The following is a 24424-nucleotide window of genomic DNA, read 5'->3' as shown; positions in this document are numbered from 1 at the left end:
GAGGCTAGCCGACTTCCCGCCTTCGAGTCGAGGATAGGATGTTCATGGATTCCCGGTATTTCGTCACCGTCCGGCGGGCAATATCGATGTTGGCGGTCTTCAGCATTTCCGCAATCCGCTGATCCGAGAGGGGCCTCCGGCCATCCTCGTTCGTGATGATCTTCTTGATCTTCGCCTTGACGCTCTCGCTGGCGATCGCCTCACCCTGGACCCGATTGATGCTCGAATTGAAGAAATACTTCAGCTCGAAGATCCCCTGGGGAGTATGGGTGTACTTGTTCGTGGTCACTCGGCTGACCGTGGATTCGTGCATGCCGATGTCATCCGCGACATCCCGCAGGTTCAACGGCTTCAGGTAGGCGACGCCGCGCTCGAAGAATTCCCTTTGGTGCCGGACGATGCTCTCCATCACCCGGTAGATCGTACGCTGGCGTTGGTGGATCGATTTGATCAACCACATCGCCGCACGGACCTTTTCCTGAACGTAGGTGCGCGTCTCTTTCTCGACCGAGCGATCCTTCGCAAGCACATCGCGGTAGAGACTGTTGATCTTCAGCTTCGGTAACCCGTCCTCGTTCAACACGATGTGGAACTCGTCGGCCACCTTGTAGACGTAGATATCCGGGGTGATGTAGATCGGTTCATCGCCACCGTAGGCGCGGCCCGGCCGCGGCTCGAGTTGGGCGATCACCTTGGATGCAGCAGACACTTCCTCGACGCTGATCAACAACTCGCGGGCGATCCGGCGGAAGTCGCGTTTCTGCAATGCGTCCAGGTACTGGTCGATCAGGGTGTGAACCAGGGGGTCCTTGATGCACAGCGGACCCAGCTGGCTCAACAGGCACTCGCGTAGATCTCGCGCAGCCACACCGGGCGGGTCGAGACGCTGGACCCGTTCGAGGGTCTGCTCGACCTCCTTCTCGTCGATCCCGGATTGGCGTGCGATCTCCTCGACAGTCGAGCGCAGATAGCCTCGTTCATCCAGGTTCCCGAGAATCCAGCCCGCTGCAGCCTTCTCCGCGTCCGTGAACGTCGAGAGACCGATCTGCCACTCCAGGTGGTCCTGGAGCGATTCACGCTGGGTCAGGGTGGCTTCGAACCCCGGGCGCTCGTCGTCGTCGCGGATGACGCCCGTACCCATGCCGGTCTGGGGATAGGCATCGATGTAGTTCTGCCAATCGATGTCCGCGATCTTGTCCGCATCGGATGCTTCCCGCGGATCGGCCACTTCGCCGGAGGCTTCGGCCGGCGCATTGTCCGGCCGCTCCTCTTCGCGGCCTACGTCCTTCGGCAGTTCCTCATCGATCTCGAGGACTTCGAGAACCGGGTTTTCCTGCAACTCCTGCTGGACCGTCTGCTCGAGCTCGAGCCGAGAGAGCTGAAGCAGCTTGATCGCCTGCTGCAGCTGGGGGGTCATCACCAGCTGCTGGGACATCTTCAGCTGGAGCTTGAGCTCGATTCCCATGGGTTCAGCGGTTCCCCTGGCGCCTAACGGAGCTGGAAGTTCTCGCCCAGGTAGATCTCGCGAATCTCGGGGTCGCTTGCAATCTCGTCGGGCGTTCCGTGCCGGATGATCCGGCCGTCTTTGATGATGTAGGCGCGATCACAGATCTCGAGCGTCTCTCGGACCTTGTGTTCGGTAATCACGATGCCAATGCCTCGCATCTTGAGCTGCTCGATGATTTTCTGGATGTCGATCACGGCGATCGGGTCGATCCCCGTGAACGGCTCGTCCAGCAACAGGAATTTCGGATCCAGGACCAGGGCCCGGGCAATCTCCACTCGCCGCCGTTCACCGCCGGAGAGCGAGTCCGCCCGCTGCCCAGCCTTATCGGCAATCCCGAGCTCTGACAGCAGTTGTTCCAGGCGTTCCCGGCGCCGGGACGATTCCGATTCGACCGTCTCCAAGATCGCGTTCACGTTGTCTGCAACCGAGAGTTTTCGAAAGACCGAGGGTTCCTGGGGTAGATACACCACACCCAGGCGTGCCCGCTGGAACATCGGGAGGTCGGTCACGTCCTGCTTGCCAAGGATCACCCTGCCCGCAGTCGGCCGGATACCACCCACGATCATGTTGAACGTGGTCGTCTTGCCCGCACCGTTCGGCCCGAGGAGCCCCACGATCTCACCCGGACCGATGTCCAGATCGAGCCCATCCACCACATTCCGGTCGCCGTAGCGCTTGGTGATCCCCTGGGTCGTGATCCGGGTTCCCGTCATTGGCCGCCCCCGGCGACCTGCCCGCTACTGCAGCCAGGCTCGTCGGGTCGAATCTGGACATCCGCAGCGCCCTCGACGTGCATCACTTCCGTATCGAGATGGAAGATGATCTTCTCGCCCCGAACCCGGTCGCAGCCCTGCTCCAGCACAGCAAGCGTGCCCGTGCATTCCACCCGCTGGTCGGAGCGGAAGAACACGGCCTTCTTGCAATGGGCAACGCGATCGGTCTGCTCGAGGCGTACCCGGCCTGTGGCGATCATGCGATCCGGCGAACTGCTTCCGGGCGGATAGAACGCCACCATCTTCCTGGAGTTGACGATCAGATCGTCCTGCACCGCACGTACGTTCCCGCGGAAGACGAACTTGCGGCGATCGCCATCACTCAGGGATTCGAGCTGATCGGCCTTGATCGAAATCGGACTCTTGTCGGAGTAGCGTCCTCCGCTGTCGCTGCTGGAAGACGCCTCCGGTGCGGCCGCGCCCGGGGGCTGGCTTGCGACCTGGGGCGGCCCGGAATCGCCCTCCCCGACCCGTTCGACGACCTGGTCCGCAAGGGCTTCGATCGCCCGGCCGAGATCCTCGACGCGGGTGACTTCCTCGACCAGCGGACCGCCGAGTAGATTGCCCCCCGAATCGTAGAGCCGTGCATCGACCGAGAGAGATCGGCCGAGGCGCGTGGTCTTGCCGACGACCACAGCCGCGACGCCAGCGCCCTTCGCCCAACCCGCGACATCTTGGGAGGACGGCTCCGAGACCGGTGCCACGCCCATCTCGGACGGTCCGACCACTTTGTCGACACCCCGGGTTCCGAGGCGCTGGGCCAATCTTGTCGCCACATCAGGCACGACCTGCCCCCGCGCCGCGACCCGCTCGAACGCCGCGACGCCAATCGCAACCTCCGCGGCCGCCGGCATGGCCAGGCCAAGCACCAATAACACGCCTAACCATCGCATGGTCCCGTATCGCTGCATCATTACCCCGTCCTTCATTGCGCTACCACCGATGCTCCGCCCGAAAGCTTGAAGCGGTTCTCGCGAACCCAATACTGGAACCCACCTCCGCGATAGGTTCCGGCCCTGTCTCGGATCGAGACCGGTACATCCGTGATGACCAGTCCCTTCTCATGGTTGTAGCGGAGCCGGGTCGTACGGAAGCGCCGGCCGTCGCCGGTCGTGCCCCGCACATCGCCTTCGGCGACGAAATCTCCGCTATCCAGAAACACGGTTCCCGTATCGCAGGTCATATCGAGCCCCCCGCGACCCCGCGGACCGGCAACAGCCGAAGCCAGGATGACGTGCACGCCCGCGAGAAGGGCCGTGTCATCCGCGGGCTTGATGTTGGCCTGCTCGGCATCGAGCACCAACTCGTTGAACGCGCCATGGCTGGAGACGTACGTCATGCCCTCGAGATCGAGGGTGCGTTTGTCTTCATCAGCAGCAGCGATCCCAGCCAGGAGCAGAAGCCAACCGGTGGCCGCAGCAGCTTGGGCAAGAGCTGAAACCAGCCTCTGGGGCCCACGCCCGCGCCGCATCCCCCAGCTTTTGGCACTCATTTTGCAGATATTACCCGCACTGAGGCTGGCAGCAACCAGCTCAGATGAGGGCGGAGTGAAGGGGTCGGCGCGGCCTCGGGGGCCGGCCCCGCTCAGTCCTCGTCGTGACCAACCAGGGTGGAGATCGGCTCGATGGAGCCGAGCCAGTGGGCCGGCTTCAGGATCAGCGTATCCAGGATGACGCCGACGGGGTGCAACACATAGGCAACGATTCGAAGCGGGTGGCCGGAGCGAGTCGAATCATGATCGTGGGCCAGCGCGGGGCTACCGGCGGCGACCAACGAGAGAGCCACGACGACCGAGCAGAGAAGCGTGCGAAGGGAATGGCGCGGACGCGGCATGGATCTGTTCTCCTGCGGTCGATTCTCATCAGACAGCCTGGAAGCGTGGTAGACAACCTACCATGATTCCAGCCCGGCGCCGGCGGCCCCTCCCCAAGCCTCCGACCGGCCTTCTTTCGGCAATTCGCCCGCCCCGACGATCCCCAAGGGGACGGAGGACCCATGAAGATCACCCGCCTCAACCACGCCGCCATCAATTGCCAGGGAAAGTGGGAAGAGACCCGTGTCTTCTACACGCAACTCCTCGGCATCGAGACCAGCCCCCGACCGGAGTTCATCGAGAAGGCGATCGGTGGCTGTTGGCTCCAACTCCCGAATGGCCAGGTCCACGTGATCGACGCGCCCTACGACGGAAGCCCCGGCGCACCGCTCGGCCCGCACGTCTCCTATTTCGTCGACGACCTGGCCAGCGCCGAGAGCGAACTGACATCCAACGGCATCACCCTCAGCGCCGCGATGGGCGAAGGCGCTGGCCGCATCGTGTGGTTCAGCGATCCCGCCGGAAACACGGTCGAGCTTCAACAAGACCCGGAGGCTTAGCTCTCAGGGTCGGAACGACAGCTCGGCAAAGACCGGGCGATGGTCCGAGCCGACGCCGACACCCACGTTCCGCCGGGTCACGATCCAGTCCGAGCTGATCAAGATGTGGTCGAGAGGAAGCCCCATGAGGCCGAGCGAAGCGGGCCAGGTTGCCTGCTGGCCGTGGCCCGCACGAGAATCCCGCAGGCCCGAGGAATGCAGCAACCGAGCGAAGGCCTGGGACCATGGCGTGGCATTCAGATCGCCGAGGAGCACGAAGGGCCCCGGCTTCTCCTGGCGGATGCGCGACAACTCCGCGAGCTGTCGGTCTCGAAGACTGGCAACGAAGGCCGTCAGCGGTGGATGGGGATGCGCCACCATCAGCTGCACGGGTTTTCCAGCGACCCGCACGCGAGCCAGGAGTGCGGGATGATGTGGGTCGCCACCTAGCAAACGCGTTTCGCTGCTTTCGAAGGGAAGCCGACTGTAGAGCGCGATGCCGAAATGGTGCTCCCGGGAAGCCACCAACCGGTGGGGGTGGCTCTGCAGCGCCGCGTCGAGGTCGGCAACCCAGCGGGCGTTCACCTCCGCGAAGCCCAGCACGTCCGGATCCCGGCCCGCCATCAAGGCGTCGGGCAGGAAGCCATTCCGATTGGTGAGAGACAGGTTGGCCATCGCCACGCGCAACCTGGCTGCACCCGCAGGGGCCTCCTCACCGGCTGGCATTCGTAGCGTCATGGCGTTTGCCAAGACGACCGCGGCGGCCACGAGCATCCAAAGCACGGCACCGCGGGCCGCCGCGATGCATGCCAGCCCGAGCGCGGCCAGGCCAAGCTGGAGAGGGAAATGGCTCAGCAGATCGAGGGGCCAGGAAATCCCGCCCATCCGACCCAGTGCGGTTGCGCCGGCAAGGCCCAGGGCGACGGTTCCCAGGGCCCACCCGGGCCCCGGTACTCGTCGGACCGGGTGCACCGGAACCGCGCTCACGTTGCGCGGCGCGGCAAGCGGATCTCCTCCACCAGGGCACGAACGTCCTCCGGCGGTGGTTCCGTGAAGCGGCTGACAGCCAGCGCCACGGCAAAGTTCAGCAACATTCCCACGCTCCCGATGCCTTCGGGGCTGATGCCCCACCACCAGGCATCGGGCCCCGCCGTCGGATCGATGTACTTGAACCAGATGATGTACGTGGCGGTGAAGCCGATTCCGGAGAGCATCCCGGAGATCGCGCCCCATTTCGTCGTGCTCGTCGTGAAGATTCCCAACACCAGCGCAGGAAAGAAGCTCGAGGCGGCCAGGCCGAATGCGAAGGCCACGACCTGGGCGACGAAGCCCGGTGGGTAGATGCCAAAGAGGCCGGCGATGACGACCGCCACGCCCGCCGTACCGCGGGCGAGCCGGAGTTCCCTCGCCTCGTTCATCGAAGGCCAGAGCCAGCTCTTGCCGATGTCATGAGAGATCGCCGACGAGATCACGAGCAGCAAGCCGGCAGCCGTCGAGAGGGCGGCGGCCAGCCCGCCGGCCGCTACCAGGGCCACGATCCAGGCCGGCAATCGTGCGATCTCCGGGTTCGCGAGCACCATGATATCGCGATCCACCCGCAGCTCGTTCGTCTCCGGGTCTCCGCTGTAGCGGATGCGTCCGTCGCCATCCTTGTCCTCGAAGCCGATCAGGCCGGTGGTTTCCCAGCTGCTGAACCATTCGGGCACGTCTTCGTAGGCCACACCGTTCAGGTCTTCGATCAGGTTGACGCGGGCAAAGGCCGAGATGGCGGGCGCCGTCGTATACAGGAGCGAGATGAAGACCAACGCCCAGAGCGCACTCCAGCGGGCAGCCCTCGCACTCGGCACCGTATAGAAACGGATCAAGACATGGGGTAGCCCAGCGGTGCCTACCATCAACGCGCCGGTGATGGCGAAGACGTCGACCATGCTCTTCTTGCCTGGCACCCATGCACCCGTGTATTCCGGCAAGCCGAGATCGCGATGCAGGGCGTCGAGCGTCTCGAGCAGGAAGTGCCCGGCGTTGGCCCCCTCGGACACGGTGCCGCCGAAGCCGAGCTGGGGAATCGGGTTGCCTGTGATCTTCCACGAGATCGCAGCGGCGGGGATCAGATACGCCACGATCAACACGCAGTACTGGGCCACCTGGGTGTAGGTGATCCCGCGCATACCACCGAGCGTGGCGTAGACGAGCACGATGCCCATTCCCCGGAGCACCCCGGTGTTCACATCCACCTCGAGGAAACGCGAAAACACGACCCCGACGCCGCGCATCTGGCCAGCGATGTAGGTGAAGGAGATGAAGATCGTGCACAAGGCGCCGACCAGCCGTGCCAACTGCGAGTGGTAACGATCTCCCCAGGAATTCGGAGGTGGTGAACTTGCCGTACTTGCGCAGATACGGCGCCAACAGCAGCGCCAGGAGCACATAGCCCCCGGTCCAGCCCATCAGGTAGATGGTGCCGGTGTAGCCCATGAACGAAATGAGGCCGGCCATCGAAATGAACGAGGCTGCGCTCATCCAATCGGCGCCGGTCGCCATGCCATTGGCCAGGGCCGGCACACCGCGGCCGGCCACATAGAAGCCTTCGGTGGAGCGCACGCGGCTCCAGACGGCGATCCCGACGTAGAGCGAAAAGGTCAGCCCGACGAACAGATAGGTCCAGCCCTGGACGTCCATGTCTCTTCTTCTTTTTCTTCGCTCGCCTACGGCTCGCTGCGCGCCGGGCCGGGCCCGTCTTGCGGGCTTTCAGCGACACCGTATTGCCGATCGAGCCGATCCATCGCCACCGCGTAAATGGCGATCAACACGACGAAGGCGTAGATCGAGCCCTGTTGGGCGAACCAGAAGCCCAACGGGAAACCGCCGAGCTTGAACTGGTTGAGCGGCTCGACCAGGAGGATTCCGAGGCCGTAGGAGACGAAGAACCAGACGACCAACAAGCCCGCCATCAAGCGCAGGTTGGCGCGCCAGTAGCCCTTGGGATCGGCGGCCATCAGTGAACCGTCTCTCCCAGGGTCTTGGCGCCAATCAGCGCCCGCACGGCGTCTGCAATGCCATCGACCGAGAGATGGAACATCGGGAAGAGCTTCGAAATGATGTTCGTCGTGTGAGTCTGGTTCCAGACGTCCTGGGGATCCGGATTCAGCCAGACGGCCCGATCGAAATGATCGTTGATGCGATGCAACCAATCGATTCCACTGGTTTCGGCCGTCTTGCGTGGGTCGATGTTGCCGAATTCTTCCATCAACTCCGCGGGATGCATGGCTGCGTCGCCCACGATCATCACCTTCCAGCGGGGGTCGAGCTTGCGCAGCACGTCACCCGTAGGGATGGCGTCCCGGCGCAGCAAGGCGGCCGTCGTGCCGAGTAGCTCGTAGGGGCAGTTGTGGAAGTAGTAGGCCTTGAACTCGCGGAGCCCGCGCTCTTCGTGAAGAGCGGTCAACAGGCGGCTCACCGGCTCGTAGTAGGGATCCATCGTTCCACCCACATCCATGAGCAGGAGCAGGCGTACGTTGTTGCGCTTCTCCGGTTCGAACACGAGTTCGATCTCGCCGGCGTTCTTGCAGGTCTCGTCGATGGTGCTCTCGAGATCGAGCTCGGTTGCGGGGCCGACCCGGGTAAGCTGCCGAAGCCTGCGCAGGGCCATCTGGATCTGCCGGATGTCGAGGGAAGCATCGGTGCGGTAGTCCCGGAAGCGACGCTCCTGGGCCACCTTCATGGCGGAGCGGTTGCGGCTCTGACCCCCGACACGGATCCCGGTCGGATGCTCGCCGCCGTGACCGAAGGGCGAGCGGCCGCCCGTGCCCACCCACTTGCCGCCCCCATCGTGGCGCTCGGTCTGCTCGGCCAGGCGCTCGAGGAATTGCTGCATCAGCTCGTCACCGTTCAGCATTTCGAGCATCTGCTTCTGCTCTTCGGTCAGCTCCTGGAAGTTCTTCGGATCCTTCAGCCACTCCAACACCTCGTCCTCGATCTGGAGTTCCCCTTCTACCCCCTCGAAAACGTGGAGGAAAACCCGGTCGAAGGCATCGAAGTAGGTCTCACTCTTGACGAGGAGTGAACGGGAGAGATTGTAGAAGCGGCGAAGGTTCGAGCCGTGGAGGCCCTTCTTCATGGCCTCCATCAGCATCATCCACTCTTGCATCCCGACCGGGACGCCCTCTTCGCGGAGCTCGTAGAAGAAATCGAGGAACACGCTGGCCCCTAGTTGTTGTAGCGCGGGCCGAGGTCGCTCCAGCTCTCCGGATAGCGCCCACCGCGCTCGCTGTAGAGCTGCAGGGCCTCGGTATCCTGCTCGTTCTTGAGCAGGGAACCAAGGAAAGGAATCTGCGCCTCGATCTGATCCGGGGAGATGCCCGAACGCAGGAGCACCGAGATCCAATCGATCAGCTCGGAAGTCGACGGCTTCTTGCGCAGTTCGCTCTGCTCGCGCAGCCAGTAGAACCGCAGCAGGACCTGATCGAGGAGCTGCGTATCCAGGTGCGGATGGTGCACATCCACGATCTGTCGCATCAGTTGCGGATCCGGGAACTCGATGAAGTGGAACACGCAGCGACGCAGGAATGCGTCCGGCAGCTCCTTCTCGTTATTCGACGTAATGAGCACGATCGGCCGTTGCTGTGCGACCACCTCGTCGCCGGTCTCCATCACGGTGAAGCGCATCTCGTCCAGCTCACGCAGGATGTCGTTCGGAAATTCGAGATCCGCCTTGTCGATTTCGTCGATCAGCAACACCTGGCGATCGCCGGTGGCAAACACCCGCCCGAGGGGCCCATGCTTGATGTAGGTACGGATATCGGCCACGTCGCCCTCGCCGAAGCGGGCGTCGTTGAGGCGCTGGACTGTGTCGTAGACGTAGAGGCCCGCCTGGGCCTTGGTCGTGGACTTGATGTGCCACTGCTCCATGGGGAGGCCGAGGCCCTCGGACACATGGCGGGCCAGCAGGGTCTTGCCCGTGCCCGGTTCGCCCTTGATCAACAAGGGCCGCTCGAGCGCAATGGAAGCATTCACCGCCTCCACCAGCGCCGGCGAGGCGATATAGCCCTCGGTTCCGGTGAAGCGGAGGAAATCGTCGTTCACGTCATTCATGGCGCGGGAGGGTACCGTCCTGGCGGCGAGCGTCACGTGGGATCTGAATGGCCGGAATCAGCCCTTTCCAGGCCATAGGGGCTCGGGTATCTCGAAGCCGATGGGCGTATCCCAGTGATTTCGGGCCGCGACCTCGTGCACCGGATTCCGCGGAGCCACCCCCCAGCGTCCGGACGGGTAGCCCATCGTCACGCAGGCGTTGAATTTCCAGCCAGCCTCCTTGGGCACACCCAGGATCTCGAGCACGGGCTCGATCTGTGAGTTGAAGACGCTCGTCAGGGCGGAGCCCACGCCTTCAGCCCGCGCCGCCAACATCGCGCTCCAGACACCCGGGAAGATCGAGCCGCCGCTCCTGTCGAACTGGGAGAACGCAAAGAGCAGGAGCGGGTAGCCCTCGAAGTGGTCCGCCAGCCATTGGGCGGAACGCTGGACCTTCAGGAATTCCTTGCTGTCCGGGGCTTCCGGGTCGGCCGCGGCCGCTTCGGCGCGGGGCTTGTAGATCGTTTCCCAAAGCCTGCCCATGCACTCGCGGTAGATCGGGCCGAGCTTGGCCTTCACGTCTGGATCATCGACGAGCAGGAAGCGCCACATCTGCGCGTTGCCGCCGCTCGGCGCGCGGATCGCCGCGTCGAGAATCCGCTCCTGAACGTCGTAGGCGATCGGATCCGTCTTCACCCGGCGCATCGCGCGGGTGGTGTAGAGAGCCTCATGGAGATCCATGTCGATTCCTTCTCCTCGCATCCCGCCTAGTCGTCGTAGCGCACTTCAACGCCGGCCCCGACCGGTCGACCCTGGCAGGTCAGGACCCACCCTTCCCTCACCTCGGCCTGATTGAAGACATCGTTCACGTCCATACGCACTTCGCCAGCCATACGCTTCGCTGCGCAGGAACCGCAATAGCCCTCTTCGCACGCCGACGGCGGATCGTGGCCCGCTTCCCGAACTGCCCGCAGGATCGACTGGTCGGGGGCGCAGGGAACCCGATGGGTCTTCCCGTTGAGGTGCACGACGATCTCCTGCTGCGCCGTGGCATCGGCACCTGTCCGCGTTGCATCCTCAGCCTCTGCCGGCATCCCGCTCGTCTCAGTGGATTCGAAGCGTTCGATGAAGATCCGATCCGGATCGAACCCCTCCTGACGGAGCGCGCCTTCGACGACATCCATGAAAGGGCTGGGCCCACACAGGTAGCAGTGGGCGCCTGGCAGGCCGCGAACGTGTGCCGCGGCCTGGGCCGTACCGAGAAGGCCCCGTTCGTCGTCCACGTGGTGCAGCAACTCGAAACGACCCGCATGCATTCGCGCCAGTGTTTCCAACTCGTCACCGAAGATGATCCCGGCGCGACTGCGATTGGCGTACACCAGACGGATCCGACGACGGGTGGTTGCGAGTGCACTCTTCAAGAGGGAAATCACGGGAGTGATGCCGCTACCACCCCCGAACAACACCAGAGGCTCGGCCGCGTCGCGCAACACGAACCGACCGGCCGGGGGAAGCACGTCGAGTGTATCCCCGGCCCGCAGCCGATCGTGAAACCAGTTGGAGACGCGGCCCTCCTCCACCCGCTTGACCGTCACCTTCCAGATCTTCTCGGTGTCCGGGCAGCTCGCCAGCGAGTAGCAGCGAACCAGCTCTCCGCCCGCCCACGGAATACGAAAGATCAGGAATTGGCCCGCTCGATAGGCGAAGCCTTCTTCGAGCTCTCCTGGCACGTCGAGAATGAAGGAGCGGGCCTCCGGGGTTTCATCGACGACCCGGGCGAGCGTCAGCTTGTGGTAGGACACGAACCTGGGATGTAGGTGACAGAGCCCGTCCTTTCAACGGTCCCCGGAAGTTCGAGCGGCTCGACCTCGAGCGGCCCGCTACCGTGCAGGCCGTGGACGCAAGAGTCGCCTTCTGGACCGGGGCCCTGATGAACATGGCCGTCGTGGTGGGGCTCGCGGCGTACGGAGTGCGCCAGATCCGGCGCGGCCAGGTGGACTCCCACCGGCGCTCCATGCGGGCCGCCTGCGGCCTGGTCTTGGCATTCCTGGTCGCCTACGTGCTCAAGCGCCTGTGGATCGGTCCGGAAGATCTCGATCTGTGGAGCCGAGGGGCCCTGATCAATCTATGGATCCACGAGACCATGGTGGCAGGCATGCTGATTGGCGGCGGCATGGCGCTCGTTCGAGGCCGTCGCCTGGCGCACACCCGCCGGGTGACGGGCAGCCTCGACGATCCCGCGGCGGAGCCTTCAGCCCTCCAGGCCCACAGACGTGTCGGCTGGGTCGGCGTCATCTGCTCAGCCCTCGGGTTGCTGACCGCCTGCGGAATCCTGGTCCAGATCTTCCGCGCGCTTACCTAGCTTGGCGAGCGAGCTTGTGCAGAAGGCCCCTCGGCCAGGCGCGAACTAACCGACCCGCTCGGTGATGGGCACATGGCCGGGCCGGCTACGGACGCGCTCCAGCCATGCTTGGACCGCCGGATAGTTCGCCAGCTCGAAACCGCCCTCTCCTGCCACGTGGGTGTACGCGTAGAGCGCAATGTCGGCAATCGAATAGCAGCTGCCGACGAAGAATGGCTCCTGATCGAGATGGTGTTCCATCACGCCAAGGGCGGCGTCCCCGCCAGTACGCTTTACCTCGATCTCCTGTTCCGAGTGGGCAGCGAGTGTTCCGGCGTGATGCCAGAAACGTAGAACCGCGATGAACGGTTCGTGGCTGTATTGCTCGAACGCCATCCATTGAAGTACCTGCGCTCGCTCCAACCGATCGTCGGGAAGGAAGTCGGTCCCCTCGGCCATGTACCACTGGATGGCATTCGATTCCGCCAGGGTCGTGCCATCAGAAAGCTCGAGCAGCGGGATCCGGCCATTCGGATTCTTCGCGAGGAACTCCGGCGTCCGCGTCTCTCCGTTCAAGATGTCCAGCTCGACACGTTCGAAGGGGACACCGAGTTGCGTCAGCAACAAGCGAACCTTGTAGCCGTTTCCCGACTCCAGGTAGTCGTAGAGCCGAAGCACCTCTACTCGGCCGGAGCGGCTGAGCGGGGGGTCAAGCGCAGGACCGTGGGACGCGTGGTGCGGAACCTGCTCATGAGCCGCTGCATCCAGCCGTATTTGGTTTTGAAGGCTTCCTCCACCCGGTCGTACACGTCAACGTCTTCTTCCTCCTCGGCCAGGACGTCGAGTTCGATATCGCCCGCGCGGATTTTCACCTCGGAACCCCGCCGGATATTCGCCAGCCAGGTGGAATCATTCGTGCGGATGTAGCCGACTGCATCCACGACGACGATCCAGACCGGTGTGTCTCGCGCATCGCCGTCTTCGTCCAAGGTCGAGATTTCGATCGTATCCGTGGCATCGAACGCCGACCAGAGATCGTCCGCATGGGCCGGGGCGCCCCCGAGCGCGACGGCCACCAGCATGAGCCACATCGAGAAGCCTGTTTTCATGTGCACCGTTCTCCTTGGGGCGCTGACGCTATCGCGGGACAAGCGCATCGGCACATCCGTCGCCGACGGCGCCCGGCCACCTCGAGCCGACCGACGGCTGAACGCAAGGTAAAGGCTTGGCAGCGAGAAGCCGATTCGGAAGCCATGCGTTGGATTGCAGCATTCGGCGGCGGGGCCTTCGTCCTGGCGAGCCTGGCGGTCGGAACCCGCCTCCTCCTCCTTGCCATTCGCACGCGGGCGCTGCCCGAGACGACCCTGGGGCTCGGCCTGGCCCTGATGGGCGGGCTCGCCTACCCGCTCACCAGCGTGGCGCGCCAGGCCCAGGCCCTTTCGGACGAGACGCGAACCCTGTTGATGATCGCCGCCCACGTCCTGATGGTGATCGGGATCAGCTGCATCGCGATCTTCACCTGGAAGGTCTTCCGGCCCGCGAGCCCGGCCGCTCGGCGCGGGGTGGTTGGGATCGTCGTGGCGCTCGTCGCCTGCTTCATCTGGCAGGGGGTTTCGCCGGGCTACAAGGCCGGAGCCCTCGCCAAGGAGGGCCTGGCGATCGTCGCGATCAACGGCCTCGCCGCGGTGGCCATGGGCTGGACCGCTCTCGAGTCTCTTCGCTACTCCGCGCTTCTTCGACGCCGGATTCCCCTGGGGCTCGCCGAGCCACGGGTCGCGCGCCAGGTAGAGCTGTGGGGAATCGCTACAGGCGCAGCGACCCTGATCGCATGCGTCAGCCTCACCCTACATGCGATCGGCCTCGACCCGGCGAAGTCCACGGCCGGCGCATTGGTGATCGGGCCCTTCGGATTCATGGCGGCCCTCTGTCTCTCCACGGCCTTTCGTGGGGACAGTCCGAAGCACACCGCACCGGTCGCCCGCGTCCACTGAAGCCCGGGCCCGTCACCTCACCTCATCGGGCTTGACCTTCCACGGGCAGCCCCGCTACGGACAGGGCCATGAACGACGCCCCCCTCCGCCCCGCCGAGGGCGAGGCGCCGAAGCGTCGCAACACGGGCACGACCCAGCGCATCTGGAGCCTGGCCTGGCCGGCCATTGCCACCAACCTCCTGCATTCGATCGTCGGCATGGTGGACATCAAGGTCGTCGGCTCGCTCGGTGCATCCGCCGTTGCCGCAGTGACCACCGGCCACCGTGTCTTCTTCATCCTGCAGGGGGTGATGATGGCCGTCACGGCGGGCACCACGGCCCTCGTGGCTCGCTCCTGGGGCGCCGGAGACCGAGGCGAAGCTGAGCGGGTCACCCGGACGTCGCTTTGGCTCTGCCTGGCCTTCGCCGGAACCCTGACCGCACCCGGCGTCTTCTTCGCCGAAGAGATGGCCGGGCTCTTCAAGGGGCTGGATTCGGAGACGATGACCCTCGCGGCCAGCTTCATTCGAACGATCTCGCTCTTCAATGTGGCTTTCGCGATCAACATCGTGCTCGGCACTGCACTGCGAGCGGCGGGCGACACGCGCACACCATTGCTCATCGCGGTGGCGACGAACCTGGTCAACGTATTCCTGCTCTACGGCCTGGTCTTCGGCCAATTCGGCTTGCCGGAGCTCGGAGTGCGCGGCGCCGCCATGGCGAATGGCCTGGCCTTCGTGTTCGGTGCCGTTCTCACGCTAGGTCTGTGGCTCGGTCGCGTCCTGGTGATTCGCTGGGGCCCGAGCGGCGGAGACTTCGAGCGCAGCCGCATTCGGAAGATCCTGCACATCGGTTACCCCTCCGGGCTCGAGCAGTTCGTCTTCCAGGCGGGCTTGATGAGTTTCCTGTTGATCGTCGCCCGCTACGGCGAGGCGCCCTACGCCGCCTACAGCATCGGCGTGAACATCCTCTCCTTCTCATTCCTCGTGGGCTTCGGATTCTCCATCGCGGCATCGACGCTCGTCGGCCAGAACCTCGGCGCAGGCGACCCGGACGCTGCCGAGCGAAGCGGCTGGCGGGCCATGCTCTTGTCGATCAGCGTGATGGTGGTCTTCGGCGCGGTGATCATCTCGGTGGCCGAGCCTTTCGCCCGCTTCCTGATCGACGACGATGAGGTGGTCCGCCTCGCGGTCATCTTCATCTGGCTGCTGGGCTCGGTACAGGCCCTGATGGGCATCGAATTCGCTTTGGGCGGGGCGCTCCGTGGTGCCGGCGATACACGCTTTCCCTTGTGGATCGTGTTCGCCGGCTTCTTCCTTGGCCGCATCCCTCTGGCCCTCGTTCTCGCCTGGCTTGGCTGGAGCGTCGAGTGGGTCTTCGCAGCCCTCCTGGCGGACTACGTGATCAAATCCATCGGCCTGGTTCTCCGCTTTCGCAACGGACGCTGGAAGCACGCGATCTGAGGCTACGCAAGGCGATTTCCTACACTTCGACTTCAACGCTTCGCGCAAAGAAAGGACCACCGCCGAATGAGAACAGCAGCGCTCCTCGTCGGCGGGGCCCTGGCCCTCGTCGCTGCTTTCTTTGGAATCGTCATCCTGGCATCGGAATCAGGAGAGGTCGTGACGTTGCACACCCGCACGCCCGCCGGCGACACCCGCGTGACGCGTCTCTGGGTGGTTGACTATGCGGGTGCGGAGTGGGTGCGGACCGGCCACGAGGGGAAGGGATGGTTCGTAGACGTGATGTCCAACCCGGACGTCACCATCGAGCGATCCGGATCGGAGAGCCAACGGATCGCCGTTCCCGTCCGCGAGAAGCCCTTGATCGGAGAGGTCAACGAAGTCTTCGCGATGAAGTACGGCCAGGCCAACAAGATCGTTGCGCTTTCGGGTGATGCTTCCAAGCGGATCCCGGTTCGGCTCGACCCCGCGCCGCGCTGAGCCTACGCTTCATCCACCACCCCGATGCCTCGCTGGGTCGGCGAGGGGCGCAGGCTTTCCGCCCGCGCAGAGGGCCTCATCGATCGGCCGCCTCGCCCCTAGAACCGCAGCTGCGTTTCGGTGGGGCCGGTGTCCTCAGCCAAGGGGCCCCTTCGAGCTGATCTCGTACTTGTGAACGACCATTTCCTTGATGTCGAGCCCACCCATGGCCGCCTGAAAAGCCGCCATATGCGGCGTCTTGAAATGGAGATCGAGGGCATCCTGACTCTCCCATTCCTCGAAGATCCGAATTCGACCTTCCTCTGCGAGATCCACCGCGAAGCAGTAGGTGTTGCAGCCCTCTTCCTTCAAGGTCTCACGCACCATTTCTTCGGTGGCCGCACGAGCGTTCTCGATCTTGGTGGGGTCCAGGCTCACATGACCAGCGACGACGAGCATTTCCAGCCTCCTTTGGGCGGCGATCCTAACTCGGCTTCCGCGGCGGAGGCCAGCCCTCGAGGAGCCCCTGCGTCTTGCACAACTCCTGGGCGTGAACGGTCTGCCCCTGCCACGCCTCCGCTTCTGGATCGTCGGCGAGCCACGCGATCACCGCGGCAGGAACTTCGGGCGGCGCTCCGCCCCACTGCTTCGCAAACTGCTCGGTCATGCCCCGCGCTTCCATCGTCTCGGTGAGGACCAGGCCCGGCTCGACGTTGACGAAACGCACGCCCCGGCCCGCGTGCTCCGTCGCCAGCACGCCGGCCAGGCGCAGGAACGCGGCTTTGGAACCGGCATAACCGTAACCCCAGCCGCCCTGCCCGGTTGGCCGCGGCGGATCCATCATCGCCGCCTGCGAGACCATGTTCACGATGCAACCCTTTCCACGTTCCAGCATCGAAGGCAACACCGCCTGAACCAGCGCCAGCTGATTCACCGCATTGCCGAGCAACAAGTGCTCCAGATCCTCCACCCGAAGATCGAGCACCGTATCCATCGTTCCCGGGCCCTGGTAGATCGCGTTGTTCACCAGCAGATCGATCGGGCCCCAAGCCGCCTCGGCCTGTTTCACGGCCGCGTAGACCGAATCCCGATCGAGCAGATCCATCCGAATCGAAAGGGCTTCTCCGCCGGCGGTACGAATCGCCTGCTCGGTGGCTTCGAGACTTCCGGGCATCGCCTTGACCTCGGACAGCTTCGCGACGTTCGAATACTCGAACTGTTCTCCTGCTTTCAGCGTTCGCGCCGTCAACACGACGGAGTAACCCCGTGCCGCCAGTGTCTGCGCCGTGACCTTGCCGATCCCACGGCTTGCCCCCGTGACGAACGCGACGCGGCGTGACGTTTCGGACATGGTCTACCTCTCGAAGGGAGTCTGATCGGGAGAACGATCGGCCTCAGATCCGAATTCGGACCGCGTACCCGGAGCGACTCGCCCCTCGCACGAGATCCTGGAGCCGTGCGAGGGAGCGCTGGTATTCCCGGTTGTCGATGCGCAGATGCAGCCGTCGGGGCGGTGGGCCAGGATCCTCTGCAAACGGAAACTCCCAGACGGCCCCATAGGTCTTTCGATCGGCCTCGTACAAAATCGCGGAAGCTTCGTCCATCGCCGCCTGGGGAATCAGCGCGTCGCGGCCACTTCCGACCGGGCCCAACTCGAGATCGAGCCGATTCAGCTCATCCACCACCCCGTGTCCGAGCAGCGCGTGGGTCGTGTTGGGCGAGAGCCGAACCCGGGTATTCGTCGTCAGCTCGGAGGCCTCATCTTCCCACACCCAGCCCGCCTCACCCACGCGTAGCTCCGGGTGCGCCTCCGCCGGGGGCGCCTCGAGCACGATCGGTTCGGGCGAGGCGATGCCCCCTCGCGAATCCCACATGGCCAGAAGTTTAGCCTGAGGCTAGGTTTCTTCCTTCCCCCTGGAGGACGGTTCGATGCCGATCAGCCTCAAGGGCCGGAGCCTGCTCACACTCCGAGATTTCACGCCGGACGAGATTGGGCTGATGGTCGATACGGCCGCCGACCTGAAGGCGGCGAAGCGGAGCGGTGTGTTCCCGCGCCGGCTCGCCAATCGAAATATCGCCATGATCTTCGAGAAGCCGTCCTGCCGTACGCGGGCTTCGTTCGCGGTTGCCGCATCCGACGAGGGTGCGAACCTCGAAGTGCTGCCGCCGGAAGAAATCCGCTTCGGCCGCAAGGAATCGATCAAGGACGTATCCCGGGTTCTGGGGCGGCTCTTCGACGGCATCGTCTGGCGTGGCTTCGAGCACGACATCGTCAAGGAACTGGCGGAGCATGCCGGCGTCCCGGTCTGGAATGCGCTTTCGGATGCCTACCACCCGACCCAGGTGCTGGCCGATCTGCTGACCGTGCGCGAAGTCTTCGGACGGCTTCGCGGCGTCCGGATCGGCTACGTGGGCGATGGGCGAAACAACCAGGCCACGTCGCTGATGATCGGCGCGGCAAAGATGGGCGTCGATCTACGCATCCTTGCACCCGAGCCGCTCGCGCCTTCGGAGGCATTGGTCAAGGAGCTTCTCACCGAAGCCTCGGTCGGCGCCAACATCACGGTCACCTCGGACCCCGAACGCGCCCTGGTAGGCTGCGAGGCCGTCTACGGAGATGTCTGGGTCTCGATGGGAGAAGAGGACCTGATCGAGGAGCGAATCGCCTTGCTCCACGATTTCAAGGTCACCCCTGAGCTGATGGCGCTCACCGGACGGCCCGACACGATCTACATGCACTGCTTGCCTGCGCTTCACGATCTCTCGACCGAATTTGCGGCGGCAAACCCGGAGGTCTGCGAGGTGGCCGATGAAGTCTTCGAGCATCCGCAGAGCCGCGTCTTCGAACAGGCGGAAAACCGCATGCACACCGCCAAGGCGGTGATGGTGCTCTCGGTCGGATAGACCTCCTTCTTTCTTCGAACGCGAGAGACCCGTCGTGCCCCTGAACCCGATGCCGCCGCTCCCGGCGCAATCCGCCGAGGTGCCGTGGCCGACCGCCGCGTGGCCCTCCGGCGAGCCCGACAAAGACGTCGACCGCGACGCATTGGCTCGTGTCTATCGCACCTTGATCCATGAAAACGACGAAGAGCGGACCGGCAAGACGCACGCGCTGCTCTTCGTGCACCGCGGCCGACTGGTTGCGGAGGCCTACGACGCCGAACACGATCAGGACTCCCAACTCACCTCCTGGTCGATGGCGAAGAGCATCACCCACGCGCTCGCCGGCATTCTCGTCCGCGAGCAGCAGCTCGACCCGGAGGCGCCTCTCCCGATTCCCGCCTGGCGCGAGCCGGGCGACCCACGCGGTGCCATCACCCTGGAGCACCTCTTCCGGATGGTGGACGGCCTGGACTTCGTCGAGGACTACCTGCCGGGCGGAAACTCCAATGTCATCGACATGCTCTTCGAGACAGGCAAGCAAGACGTCGCGGGCTATGCAGCGGCGTGCCCGGCCAAGCATGCGCCTGAGAGCTTCTGGAACTACTCGAGCGGCACATCCAACATCGTCTCCCGCGTTCTCTGCGAAACGGTTGGTGGCGGCGAAGCAGGAATGCGGGCCTTCATGGAACGGGAGCTCTTCGAGCCTCTGGGCATACGGGGTGCCGAGCCGCGTTTCGACGCAGCCGGAACCTTCATCGGCTCGTCCTACGTCTTCACCACCGCTCGGAACTTCGCCCGCTTCGGCCTCCTCTACCTGCGGGACGGCATCTGGGACGGCAAACGCATCCTGCCAGAAGGCTGGGTCGATCACGGGCGTCGGCTGACACCCGCCTCCTTCGATCAATACGGAGCCCATTGGTGGCTCGCCCAGGATCGCTCCGGCCGCTTCTACGCCAGCGGCTTCCGGGGCCAATACATCGTGGTCGACCCTGCCCGGGATCTCGTCATGGTGCGGCTCGGCGGAACGGACCAATCCCTGCGGCAGAATGTCGTCCAAGCCCTGGCGGATGCGGTGCACGCGTTCCCTGAAAGCGGAACTCCCCCCGCCTAACCAACCCCCGCCAACGCCCGCGCACAGTCCGCCGGAAAGCCCGGCCCGTGGTAGATCATTCCGGTGTAGACCTCCACCAGATCCGCACCGGCCCGGTGGAGCGCCACGGCGTCTTCCGGACGATCGACGCCGCCGACGCCGATCAGCAGCTGATCCTCGCGTCGGAGTTCTCCGAGCATCTTGACCCCGGCCACGGCGAGCGGCAGCAGAGGCGCGCCCGAAAGGCCACCGGGAAGCTGCGGATCCGGACTGAGCGAACGGTCACGGGCAAGGCCGATCGACGTGTTCACCGCCACGAAGCCATCGCAGGCACCCGGCTGCGAAAGCGGCCCGGCACAAGCGGCGATGCTGTCCGGCGTCCAGGGCTTGCCGTCCGCGTCTTCCGGCGGAAGTTTCACGAGAAGAGGGGTCCGATCCGTTTTGCCCGCTGCCACGTCCAGCGCTCGGATCTCCTCACCGAGCGGCTCGATCAACTCGTCGCGAAAACCCGGGCCGTAGAGGAGATCCCGTAGGCCCCGGGTGTTGGGCGAACTCAAGTTGACGACGAAGAGATCCGCCTCCGCGTGGAGGCCGCGTGCGAGGCAGGCCAGTTCTTCGCGGGCACGGTCCAGGAAGTTCGGATCATCGCCGGCCGTCTTCACCGTGCGCGGATGGGGCGCGATGTTGCACGCGATCACCAGACCGCTCCGATCCCTTCGTTGGAACTCGCCCAGGCGTTGGGCCACGGGCTCCAGACCATCGCTCGTAAAACCCAGGCGGTTCCAGACCGCCCGTTCCTCCGGAAGCCGACTCATGCGCGGCCTCGGATTGCCAGACCAGGGCTCGGTCAGGATGGTGCCGACCTCGACGAACCCCACTCCCATGCGGGCGATGCCCGGGAGGACCATGCCGTTCTTGTCGAAGCCCGCTGCGATTCCGACGCGGTTGCGGAAACGGACCCCCTTCCACACGAACGGATCCTTGGGCGGACTCCCACCCCATGGGATGGGCAGCTGTAGCGTCCAATGCCCCAGCTGATGGGCCAGTTCCGTAGGCAGCGGACGGATGCAGGGGAAGAGCCATTCGTAGATCGACATCGACCGGGAAGGATAGCGAGGTTGGCGCGGCCTCAGGCGTCGAACACGACAGGCAGTGCGAGGGGAGAACGGAACATCCGGCCGGTGATCTGAACGCCCAGAGCCTCCGGATCCAAACGCAGGCCGGGCAATCGTTCGATGAGCGTCTCGAGTAGAACCCGGGTCTCCATTCGCGCGAGGTGCATTCCCATACAGGTATGCGGCCCGAATGCGAAGGACGCATGGTGCATGTGGGGGCGATGGATGTCGAATCGGTCTGGATTCTCCCAACGGGTTTCGTCCCGGTTGGCCGCGCCGAGGCAGACGTGGACCGGTGTACCGGCCGGGATCTTCACGCCACGAACTTCCGCATCTCGAACCGCCGTCCGCTGGATGCCGGTCAGCGGGCTTTCCCAGCGGAGCCCCTCCTCGATCGCCGCAGGAACCAGGCCCGGATCGCACCGGACGGCTTCCCATTGTTCCGGATCCGAGAGAAGACCCACGAGCAGATTGCTCGACGACCGAAAGGTCGTCTCGGCACCCGCCGGCGCAAGCAGCCGCAGGAAGGCATAGATCTGTTCATCGTCGAGCCGGGTTCCGTCGAGCTCGGCCGTGGCGAGATGGCTGATCAGATCGTCGCGCGGAGCCCGCCGCCGCTCTGCGAGCACACCGGAAAAGAGTTCACGCAAGCCGGCCGAAGCTGCCATTCCGAGCGCCGGATCGAACGAGATCATGATCAGCTCGAGGGCCAGGCGATGGAAGGTCGCGTGCATCTTTTCGGGCAGGCCGATCATCCCGCAGACGACGCGCACCGGGAACGGAAAGGTCAGATCGCGTACCAGATCGCCCCGGCCCCTGGAGCGGATCTCCGCAACACAGCTCTCGACGAGCGGGCGCACGAGCTCGTTCTCCCAGCGGGCGAGCTGGCGCCGCTTGAACGCCGATTGGATCAACCGGCGGTATCGGAAGTGCTCGGGCTCATCCATCTCCAGAATCGAATGGCCCATCACGAGGCCCATCGTGTTGGCGTACGCCGAGGACGAAAAGGTCTCCCCATCGCGCAGCACATCGACGACCGCATCGAAGGACAGGGGGACCGCGATCTGCTCCGGGCTTCCCGGTGTCTGCGTTCCCGACTCGAAGAAATCGGAAGGTGAGACCAGCCAGACCGGTGTCTCACGGCGTTTCTTCGCCCATTCGGGATACGGATCAGGCGCTGCGCTGGCATCTTGCAGATGATTGAAGCGATCGAAGGCGTCGTTCGGTGTGAGATGGGGGGCGGCCATGGGGAACCTCGTGGTGTCAGCCGGCTTCCTCGCCCAGTAGCCGACGGGTGATGCGAAGCAGCTCCTGCCGATGGGCTTCCAGGTGCTCCGCTGAAGAAGGATCGAACTCGAGATCGGGAACCAACGCCGGCATCGCGCCAAGGAAGAAGAGCGTGGCGCCAGCGATCGCACTTGCGAGATGCGCGGCGTCGATGCCGGAGGCACTCGGACGCTCTCCACCCGCTCCGGCTTGATCGACCATCGACTCGGCGAGAACCCGAAAGGGCTTCGTGTGTGCCACGACGCCAGGGGCCGCACCGGGTTCCGCTTCGACGGCGTCGCGCAGCAGCAAACGCGCGAGGTTCGGGCGGCCGCCGAGGAATCCGACCCAAACCGATACCGCAGCCTCGATCCGCTCTGCGAGCGGGCCATCGGCAACCAGCGCCTCACGCAGCTGATCCAACAGGCCACCCAGGGCGTCCCCAAGGACCGCGTCGTAGAGCTCGGGCTTCCCGCGAAAGTAGTAGACGATCGACGCACGCCGGATCCCTACGGCAAGGGCCACGTCCTCGAGGCGAGTACCGCGAAACCCGTGCTGGGCGAACAGGTCTTCTGCAGCTGCCAGAATTGCGGCGCGGGTCCGCTCGGCCTTGGGCGTCAGTTCGAGCGCGGCGGACATGTCTATTTTCTACCTGCGCGCAGGCAGATTTTCAAGCAAAAAGGGCCCAGCTCATCGATTTCTGCCAGCCGGAGCCACGGAGCCTTCTCGAGGTCCGGATGCCCCGTTAGAGCAGTTCGAGCCCAGGAAACGCCATCCGCTCGGGTTCCAGGCAGTGGCTGAGAAACACCGCCAGTCCCCCATCACCCGTCCACAACGTGAATCGACCCTGGCCGTAGCGGGATCGGGCGCGCTGCCGCTGACGAATCCCATGCATCGCGAAGGCACGGGCGCGATCGAGCCAGCTGGCATCCCCGGTTCGCTGAACGAGGCCGAGCAAGGCGTACCCGTTCCCTGCCGTTCCGTGGCAGAGGCTCGGACCCTTGCGCAGCGGGCCGGCCTTCCAGACGAGTTCGCCGGCCCCGAGCAGCAGTCGGTCCAATTCCTCCATTGGCGGAGCGGCGGCGAGCGCCGTCACGACACCCGGCGCGCCATGGCACCACTGAACGAGGCGTCGTGTTCCCGAAGCGTCCTCGCTGACCGGCCAGTTCAGGCCTTCACCCTCCTCGAGCGCACCGCCGACCAACGTTCGCGTGACCCGCCTGACGATCGTCTCCGCATCGAGCTCCGGCAAGAATTCCAGCGCGCGCAACAAAGCGCCGCCGTTTCCCGCCACACCATGGCAGGCGCCATAGTACGAACGCTGGAAACCGAACACGTGACTCGTCCAATGCCAGTGGCCGTTCGCTCGCTCCTCCCAGCTATCCACCAACGAGCGAGCAAGTCGCTCGGCCTGCCGCTCCCAGCGTTCGTGGCCCGTGGCACGGAACAACGTCAGCGCTGCATGCAGCGCACCGGTCTCGCCGGAGGTGATCTCTCGCGCCGGATGCCCGAGGGTCTCGTCCATCGCGTGTTCCATCCGATCGCCGAGCAGCCGGCTGGCCGGATTCGCAAGCACGGCTGGCGCGAGGATTCCGATCTCCCCCATCTGAAGCCCCGTTTCGAGTTCGCGATCCGGCTGCTTCCGATAGGCGTCTGCGATTTCCACGAGCGAAGACGAAAAATCCGGAGCGTCGTAACCCGCGGCGCCCAGGATGCGAAGGCTGCTGACCGCCCCCGCTGCTCCGAAGTACGAAGTCCAATGCCGCTCGTTGCCCGGTAGCTCGCCGCCGTCGAGGAGATGGGTCGGCCAGCTGCCGTCTGCGCGCCGGGAGGCCACGAAATCCGCCACGATCTCGCCGATCGCGGCCCTTGCGAGGCTCGCATCCCAGGGCATCCCCGCCAGGGCCTGGTGCCGTTCCGGATCGAAGATGCCTTCCGCGGCGACGATGTCTTCGCTCATGAGGCCATGAGCAGGAAACGAGACAATTGGCCCACGAGCTAGTGATGTGATTCACGCTGTTGGGGCATTATCCAGCGCGCGCCTGGCTCTGCCAACCTTTTCGATGATCTCTTCTGCTGTCTTGGACCAGACGAAGGGAGTGGGATCATCGTTGTGTCCGTCCACGTAACTCATC

27 protein-coding genes and 1 pseudogene are annotated in these 24424 nt (G+C 64.7%); 7 read left to right on the top strand and 21 right to left on the bottom strand.

Going from position 1 to position 24424, the window contains the following annotated elements; genetic code table 11:
* Nucleotides 1–4: 4 nt before the first annotated feature.
* The 5 genes from rpoN to GY937_18690 all read right to left on the bottom strand — a co-directional run bounded on the left by rpoN (nucleotide 5) and on the right by GY937_18690 (nucleotide 4113).
* On the bottom strand, nucleotides 5–1465 hold the full coding sequence (rpoN, locus tag GY937_18710) for an RNA polymerase factor sigma-54 (protein ID MCP5058737.1): 1461 nt from the start codon (nucleotides 1463–1465) through the stop codon (nucleotides 5–7).
* A 23-nt stretch (nucleotides 1466–1488) separates the two neighbouring features.
* Complete coding sequence (gene lptB / locus GY937_18705; protein ID MCP5058736.1) at nucleotides 1489–2220, bottom strand: LPS export ABC transporter ATP-binding protein; 732 nt, start codon at nucleotides 2218–2220, stop codon at nucleotides 1489–1491.
* Nucleotides 2217–3194: a hypothetical protein gene (locus GY937_18700; GenBank protein ID MCP5058735.1), complete on the bottom strand. Its 978-nt coding sequence runs from the start codon at nucleotides 3192–3194 to the stop codon at nucleotides 2217–2219. Before GY937_18700 ends, lptB begins: the two co-directional genes overlap by 4 nt.
* Nucleotides 3195–3205: 11 nt before the next feature.
* Nucleotides 3206–3772 carry an LPS export ABC transporter periplasmic protein LptC gene (gene lptC, locus GY937_18695; GenBank protein ID MCP5058734.1) on the bottom strand — a complete coding sequence of 189 codons (567 nt, stop codon included), beginning with the start codon at nucleotides 3770–3772 and terminating at the stop codon, nucleotides 3206–3208.
* Between the two features lie 92 nt (nucleotides 3773–3864).
* Nucleotides 3865–4113: a hypothetical protein gene (locus GY937_18690; GenBank protein MCP5058733.1), complete on the bottom strand. Its 249-nt coding sequence runs from the start codon at nucleotides 4111–4113 to the stop codon at nucleotides 3865–3867.
* 162 nt (nucleotides 4114–4275) lie between these two features.
* Between GY937_18690 and GY937_18685 the strand changes: the two genes are divergently transcribed.
* Entirely contained in the window at nucleotides 4276–4653 is a 378-nt protein-coding gene (locus GY937_18685) for a hypothetical protein (GenBank protein ID MCP5058732.1), read from the top strand.
* Nucleotides 4654–4656: 3 nt separating this feature from the next.
* On the opposite strand, the gene GY937_18680 is transcribed toward GY937_18685, so the two are convergent.
* The 7 genes and pseudogenes from GY937_18680 to GY937_18650 all read right to left on the bottom strand — a co-directional run bounded on the left by GY937_18680 (nucleotide 4657) and on the right by GY937_18650 (nucleotide 11504).
* Entirely contained in the window at nucleotides 4657–5619 is a 963-nt protein-coding gene (locus GY937_18680) for an endonuclease/exonuclease/phosphatase family protein (GenBank protein MCP5058731.1), read from the bottom strand.
* Nucleotides 5616–7311 (bottom strand): annotated as a pseudogene (locus GY937_18675) (cation acetate symporter). Before GY937_18675 ends, GY937_18680 begins: the two are co-directional and overlap by 4 nt.
* Before the next feature lie 26 nt (nucleotides 7312–7337).
* The gene (locus GY937_18670) at nucleotides 7338–7628 is read right to left on the bottom strand and encodes a DUF4212 domain-containing protein (GenBank protein ID MCP5058730.1); all 291 of its coding nucleotides are present in this window, start codon (nucleotides 7626–7628) and stop codon (nucleotides 7338–7340) included.
* Nucleotides 7628–8830 (bottom strand): VWA domain-containing protein, encoded by a 1203-nt coding sequence (locus tag GY937_18665; protein ID MCP5058729.1) that lies wholly within the window; start codon nucleotides 8828–8830, stop codon nucleotides 7628–7630. The genes GY937_18670 and GY937_18665 overlap by 1 nt, the downstream gene beginning before the upstream one ends.
* An 8-nt stretch (nucleotides 8831–8838) precedes the next feature.
* A complete protein-coding gene (locus GY937_18660) occupies nucleotides 8839–9723 on the bottom strand; it encodes a MoxR family ATPase (protein ID MCP5058728.1) in 885 nt (294 codons plus the stop codon).
* 57 nt (nucleotides 9724–9780) lie between these two features.
* Nucleotides 9781–10443, bottom strand: a complete 663-nt coding sequence (locus GY937_18655) for a nitroreductase family protein (protein ID MCP5058727.1) — start codon at nucleotides 10441–10443, stop codon at nucleotides 9781–9783.
* Between the two features lie 26 nt (nucleotides 10444–10469).
* Nucleotides 10470–11504 carry a ferredoxin--NADP reductase gene (locus tag GY937_18650; GenBank protein MCP5058726.1) on the bottom strand — a complete coding sequence of 345 codons (1035 nt, stop codon included), beginning with the start codon at nucleotides 11502–11504 and terminating at the stop codon, nucleotides 10470–10472.
* Nucleotides 11505–11596: 92 nt separating this feature from the next.
* On the opposite strand from GY937_18650, the gene GY937_18645 reads away from it, so the two are divergent.
* Entirely contained in the window at nucleotides 11597–12064 is a 468-nt protein-coding gene (locus GY937_18645; GenBank protein MCP5058725.1) for a DUF420 domain-containing protein, read from the top strand.
* Between the two features lie 45 nt (nucleotides 12065–12109).
* Here GY937_18645 and GY937_18640 read toward each other — a convergent pair whose 3' ends face one another.
* Both GY937_18640 and GY937_18635 read right to left on the bottom strand, forming a co-directional pair.
* Entirely contained in the window at nucleotides 12110–12721 is a 612-nt protein-coding gene (locus GY937_18640) for a glutathione S-transferase family protein (protein ID MCP5058724.1), read from the bottom strand.
* A 2-nt stretch (nucleotides 12722–12723) separates the two neighbouring features.
* Entirely contained in the window at nucleotides 12724–13152 is a 429-nt protein-coding gene (locus GY937_18635) for a DUF2255 family protein (GenBank protein ID MCP5058723.1), read from the bottom strand.
* A gap of 144 nt (nucleotides 13153–13296) precedes the next feature.
* Between GY937_18635 and GY937_18630 the strand changes: the two genes are divergently transcribed.
* From GY937_18630 to GY937_18620, 3 genes are all read left to right on the top strand, one after another.
* Nucleotides 13297–14034, top strand: a complete 738-nt coding sequence (locus GY937_18630) for a hypothetical protein (protein ID MCP5058722.1) — start codon at nucleotides 13297–13299, stop codon at nucleotides 14032–14034.
* A 68-nt stretch (nucleotides 14035–14102) separates the two neighbouring features.
* Nucleotides 14103–15476 (top strand): MATE family efflux transporter, encoded by a 1374-nt coding sequence (locus GY937_18625; GenBank protein MCP5058721.1) that lies wholly within the window; start codon nucleotides 14103–14105, stop codon nucleotides 15474–15476.
* 66 nt (nucleotides 15477–15542) lie between these two features.
* Nucleotides 15543–15956, top strand: a complete 414-nt coding sequence (locus tag GY937_18620) for a hypothetical protein (protein MCP5058720.1) — start codon at nucleotides 15543–15545, stop codon at nucleotides 15954–15956.
* A 135-nt stretch (nucleotides 15957–16091) separates the two neighbouring features.
* Here GY937_18620 and GY937_18615 read toward each other — a convergent pair whose 3' ends face one another.
* From GY937_18615 to GY937_18605, 3 genes are read right to left on the bottom strand one after another with little or no spacing between them, the layout of a single operon-like run.
* Nucleotides 16092–16394 carry an antibiotic biosynthesis monooxygenase gene (locus GY937_18615; protein MCP5058719.1) on the bottom strand — a complete coding sequence of 101 codons (303 nt, stop codon included), beginning with the start codon at nucleotides 16392–16394 and terminating at the stop codon, nucleotides 16092–16094.
* 25 nt (nucleotides 16395–16419) lie between these two features.
* The gene (locus GY937_18610; protein MCP5058718.1) at nucleotides 16420–17286 is read right to left on the bottom strand and encodes an SDR family oxidoreductase; all 867 of its coding nucleotides are present in this window, start codon (nucleotides 17284–17286) and stop codon (nucleotides 16420–16422) included.
* A 43-nt stretch (nucleotides 17287–17329) separates the two neighbouring features.
* Nucleotides 17330–17809, bottom strand: coding sequence for a hypothetical protein (locus GY937_18605; protein ID MCP5058717.1), 480 nt, complete (start codon nucleotides 17807–17809; stop codon nucleotides 17330–17332).
* A 55-nt stretch (nucleotides 17810–17864) separates the two neighbouring features.
* On the opposite strand from GY937_18605, the gene argF reads away from it, so the two are divergent.
* Nucleotides 17865–18839 carry an ornithine carbamoyltransferase gene (gene argF, locus GY937_18600; GenBank protein MCP5058716.1) on the top strand — a complete coding sequence of 325 codons (975 nt, stop codon included), beginning with the start codon at nucleotides 17865–17867 and terminating at the stop codon, nucleotides 18837–18839.
* Nucleotides 18840–18888: 49 nt separating this feature from the next.
* On the top strand, nucleotides 18889–19929 hold the full coding sequence (locus tag GY937_18595; protein MCP5058715.1) for a serine hydrolase: 1041 nt from the start codon (nucleotides 18889–18891) through the stop codon (nucleotides 19927–19929).
* Here GY937_18595 and GY937_18590 read toward each other — a convergent pair.
* The 4 genes from GY937_18590 to GY937_18575 form a co-directional block, all read right to left on the bottom strand.
* A complete protein-coding gene (locus GY937_18590; GenBank protein ID MCP5058714.1) occupies nucleotides 19926–21005 on the bottom strand; it encodes a dihydroorotate dehydrogenase 2 in 1080 nt (359 codons plus the stop codon). The genes GY937_18595 and GY937_18590 overlap by 4 nt on opposite strands.
* A gap of 32 nt (nucleotides 21006–21037) precedes the next feature.
* Nucleotides 21038–22270: a cytochrome P450 gene (locus GY937_18585; GenBank protein MCP5058713.1), complete on the bottom strand. Its 1233-nt coding sequence runs from the start codon at nucleotides 22268–22270 to the stop codon at nucleotides 21038–21040.
* A 16-nt stretch (nucleotides 22271–22286) separates the two neighbouring features.
* Nucleotides 22287–22928 (bottom strand): TetR/AcrR family transcriptional regulator, encoded by a 642-nt coding sequence (locus GY937_18580; GenBank protein ID MCP5058712.1) that lies wholly within the window; start codon nucleotides 22926–22928, stop codon nucleotides 22287–22289.
* A 106-nt stretch (nucleotides 22929–23034) separates the two neighbouring features.
* Nucleotides 23035–24249, bottom strand: a complete 1215-nt coding sequence (locus GY937_18575; GenBank protein MCP5058711.1) for a lanthionine synthetase — start codon at nucleotides 24247–24249, stop codon at nucleotides 23035–23037.
* Between the last annotated feature and the right edge of the window lie 175 nt (nucleotides 24250–24424).

It is taken from the genome of bacterium (genome assembly GCA_024228115.1).
Lineage (GTDB): Bacteria > Myxococcota_A > UBA9160 > UBA9160 > UBA6930.
The sequence above is the reverse complement of the archived record's forward strand: the minus strand, read 5'-3'. Positions and strand labels throughout refer to the sequence as shown.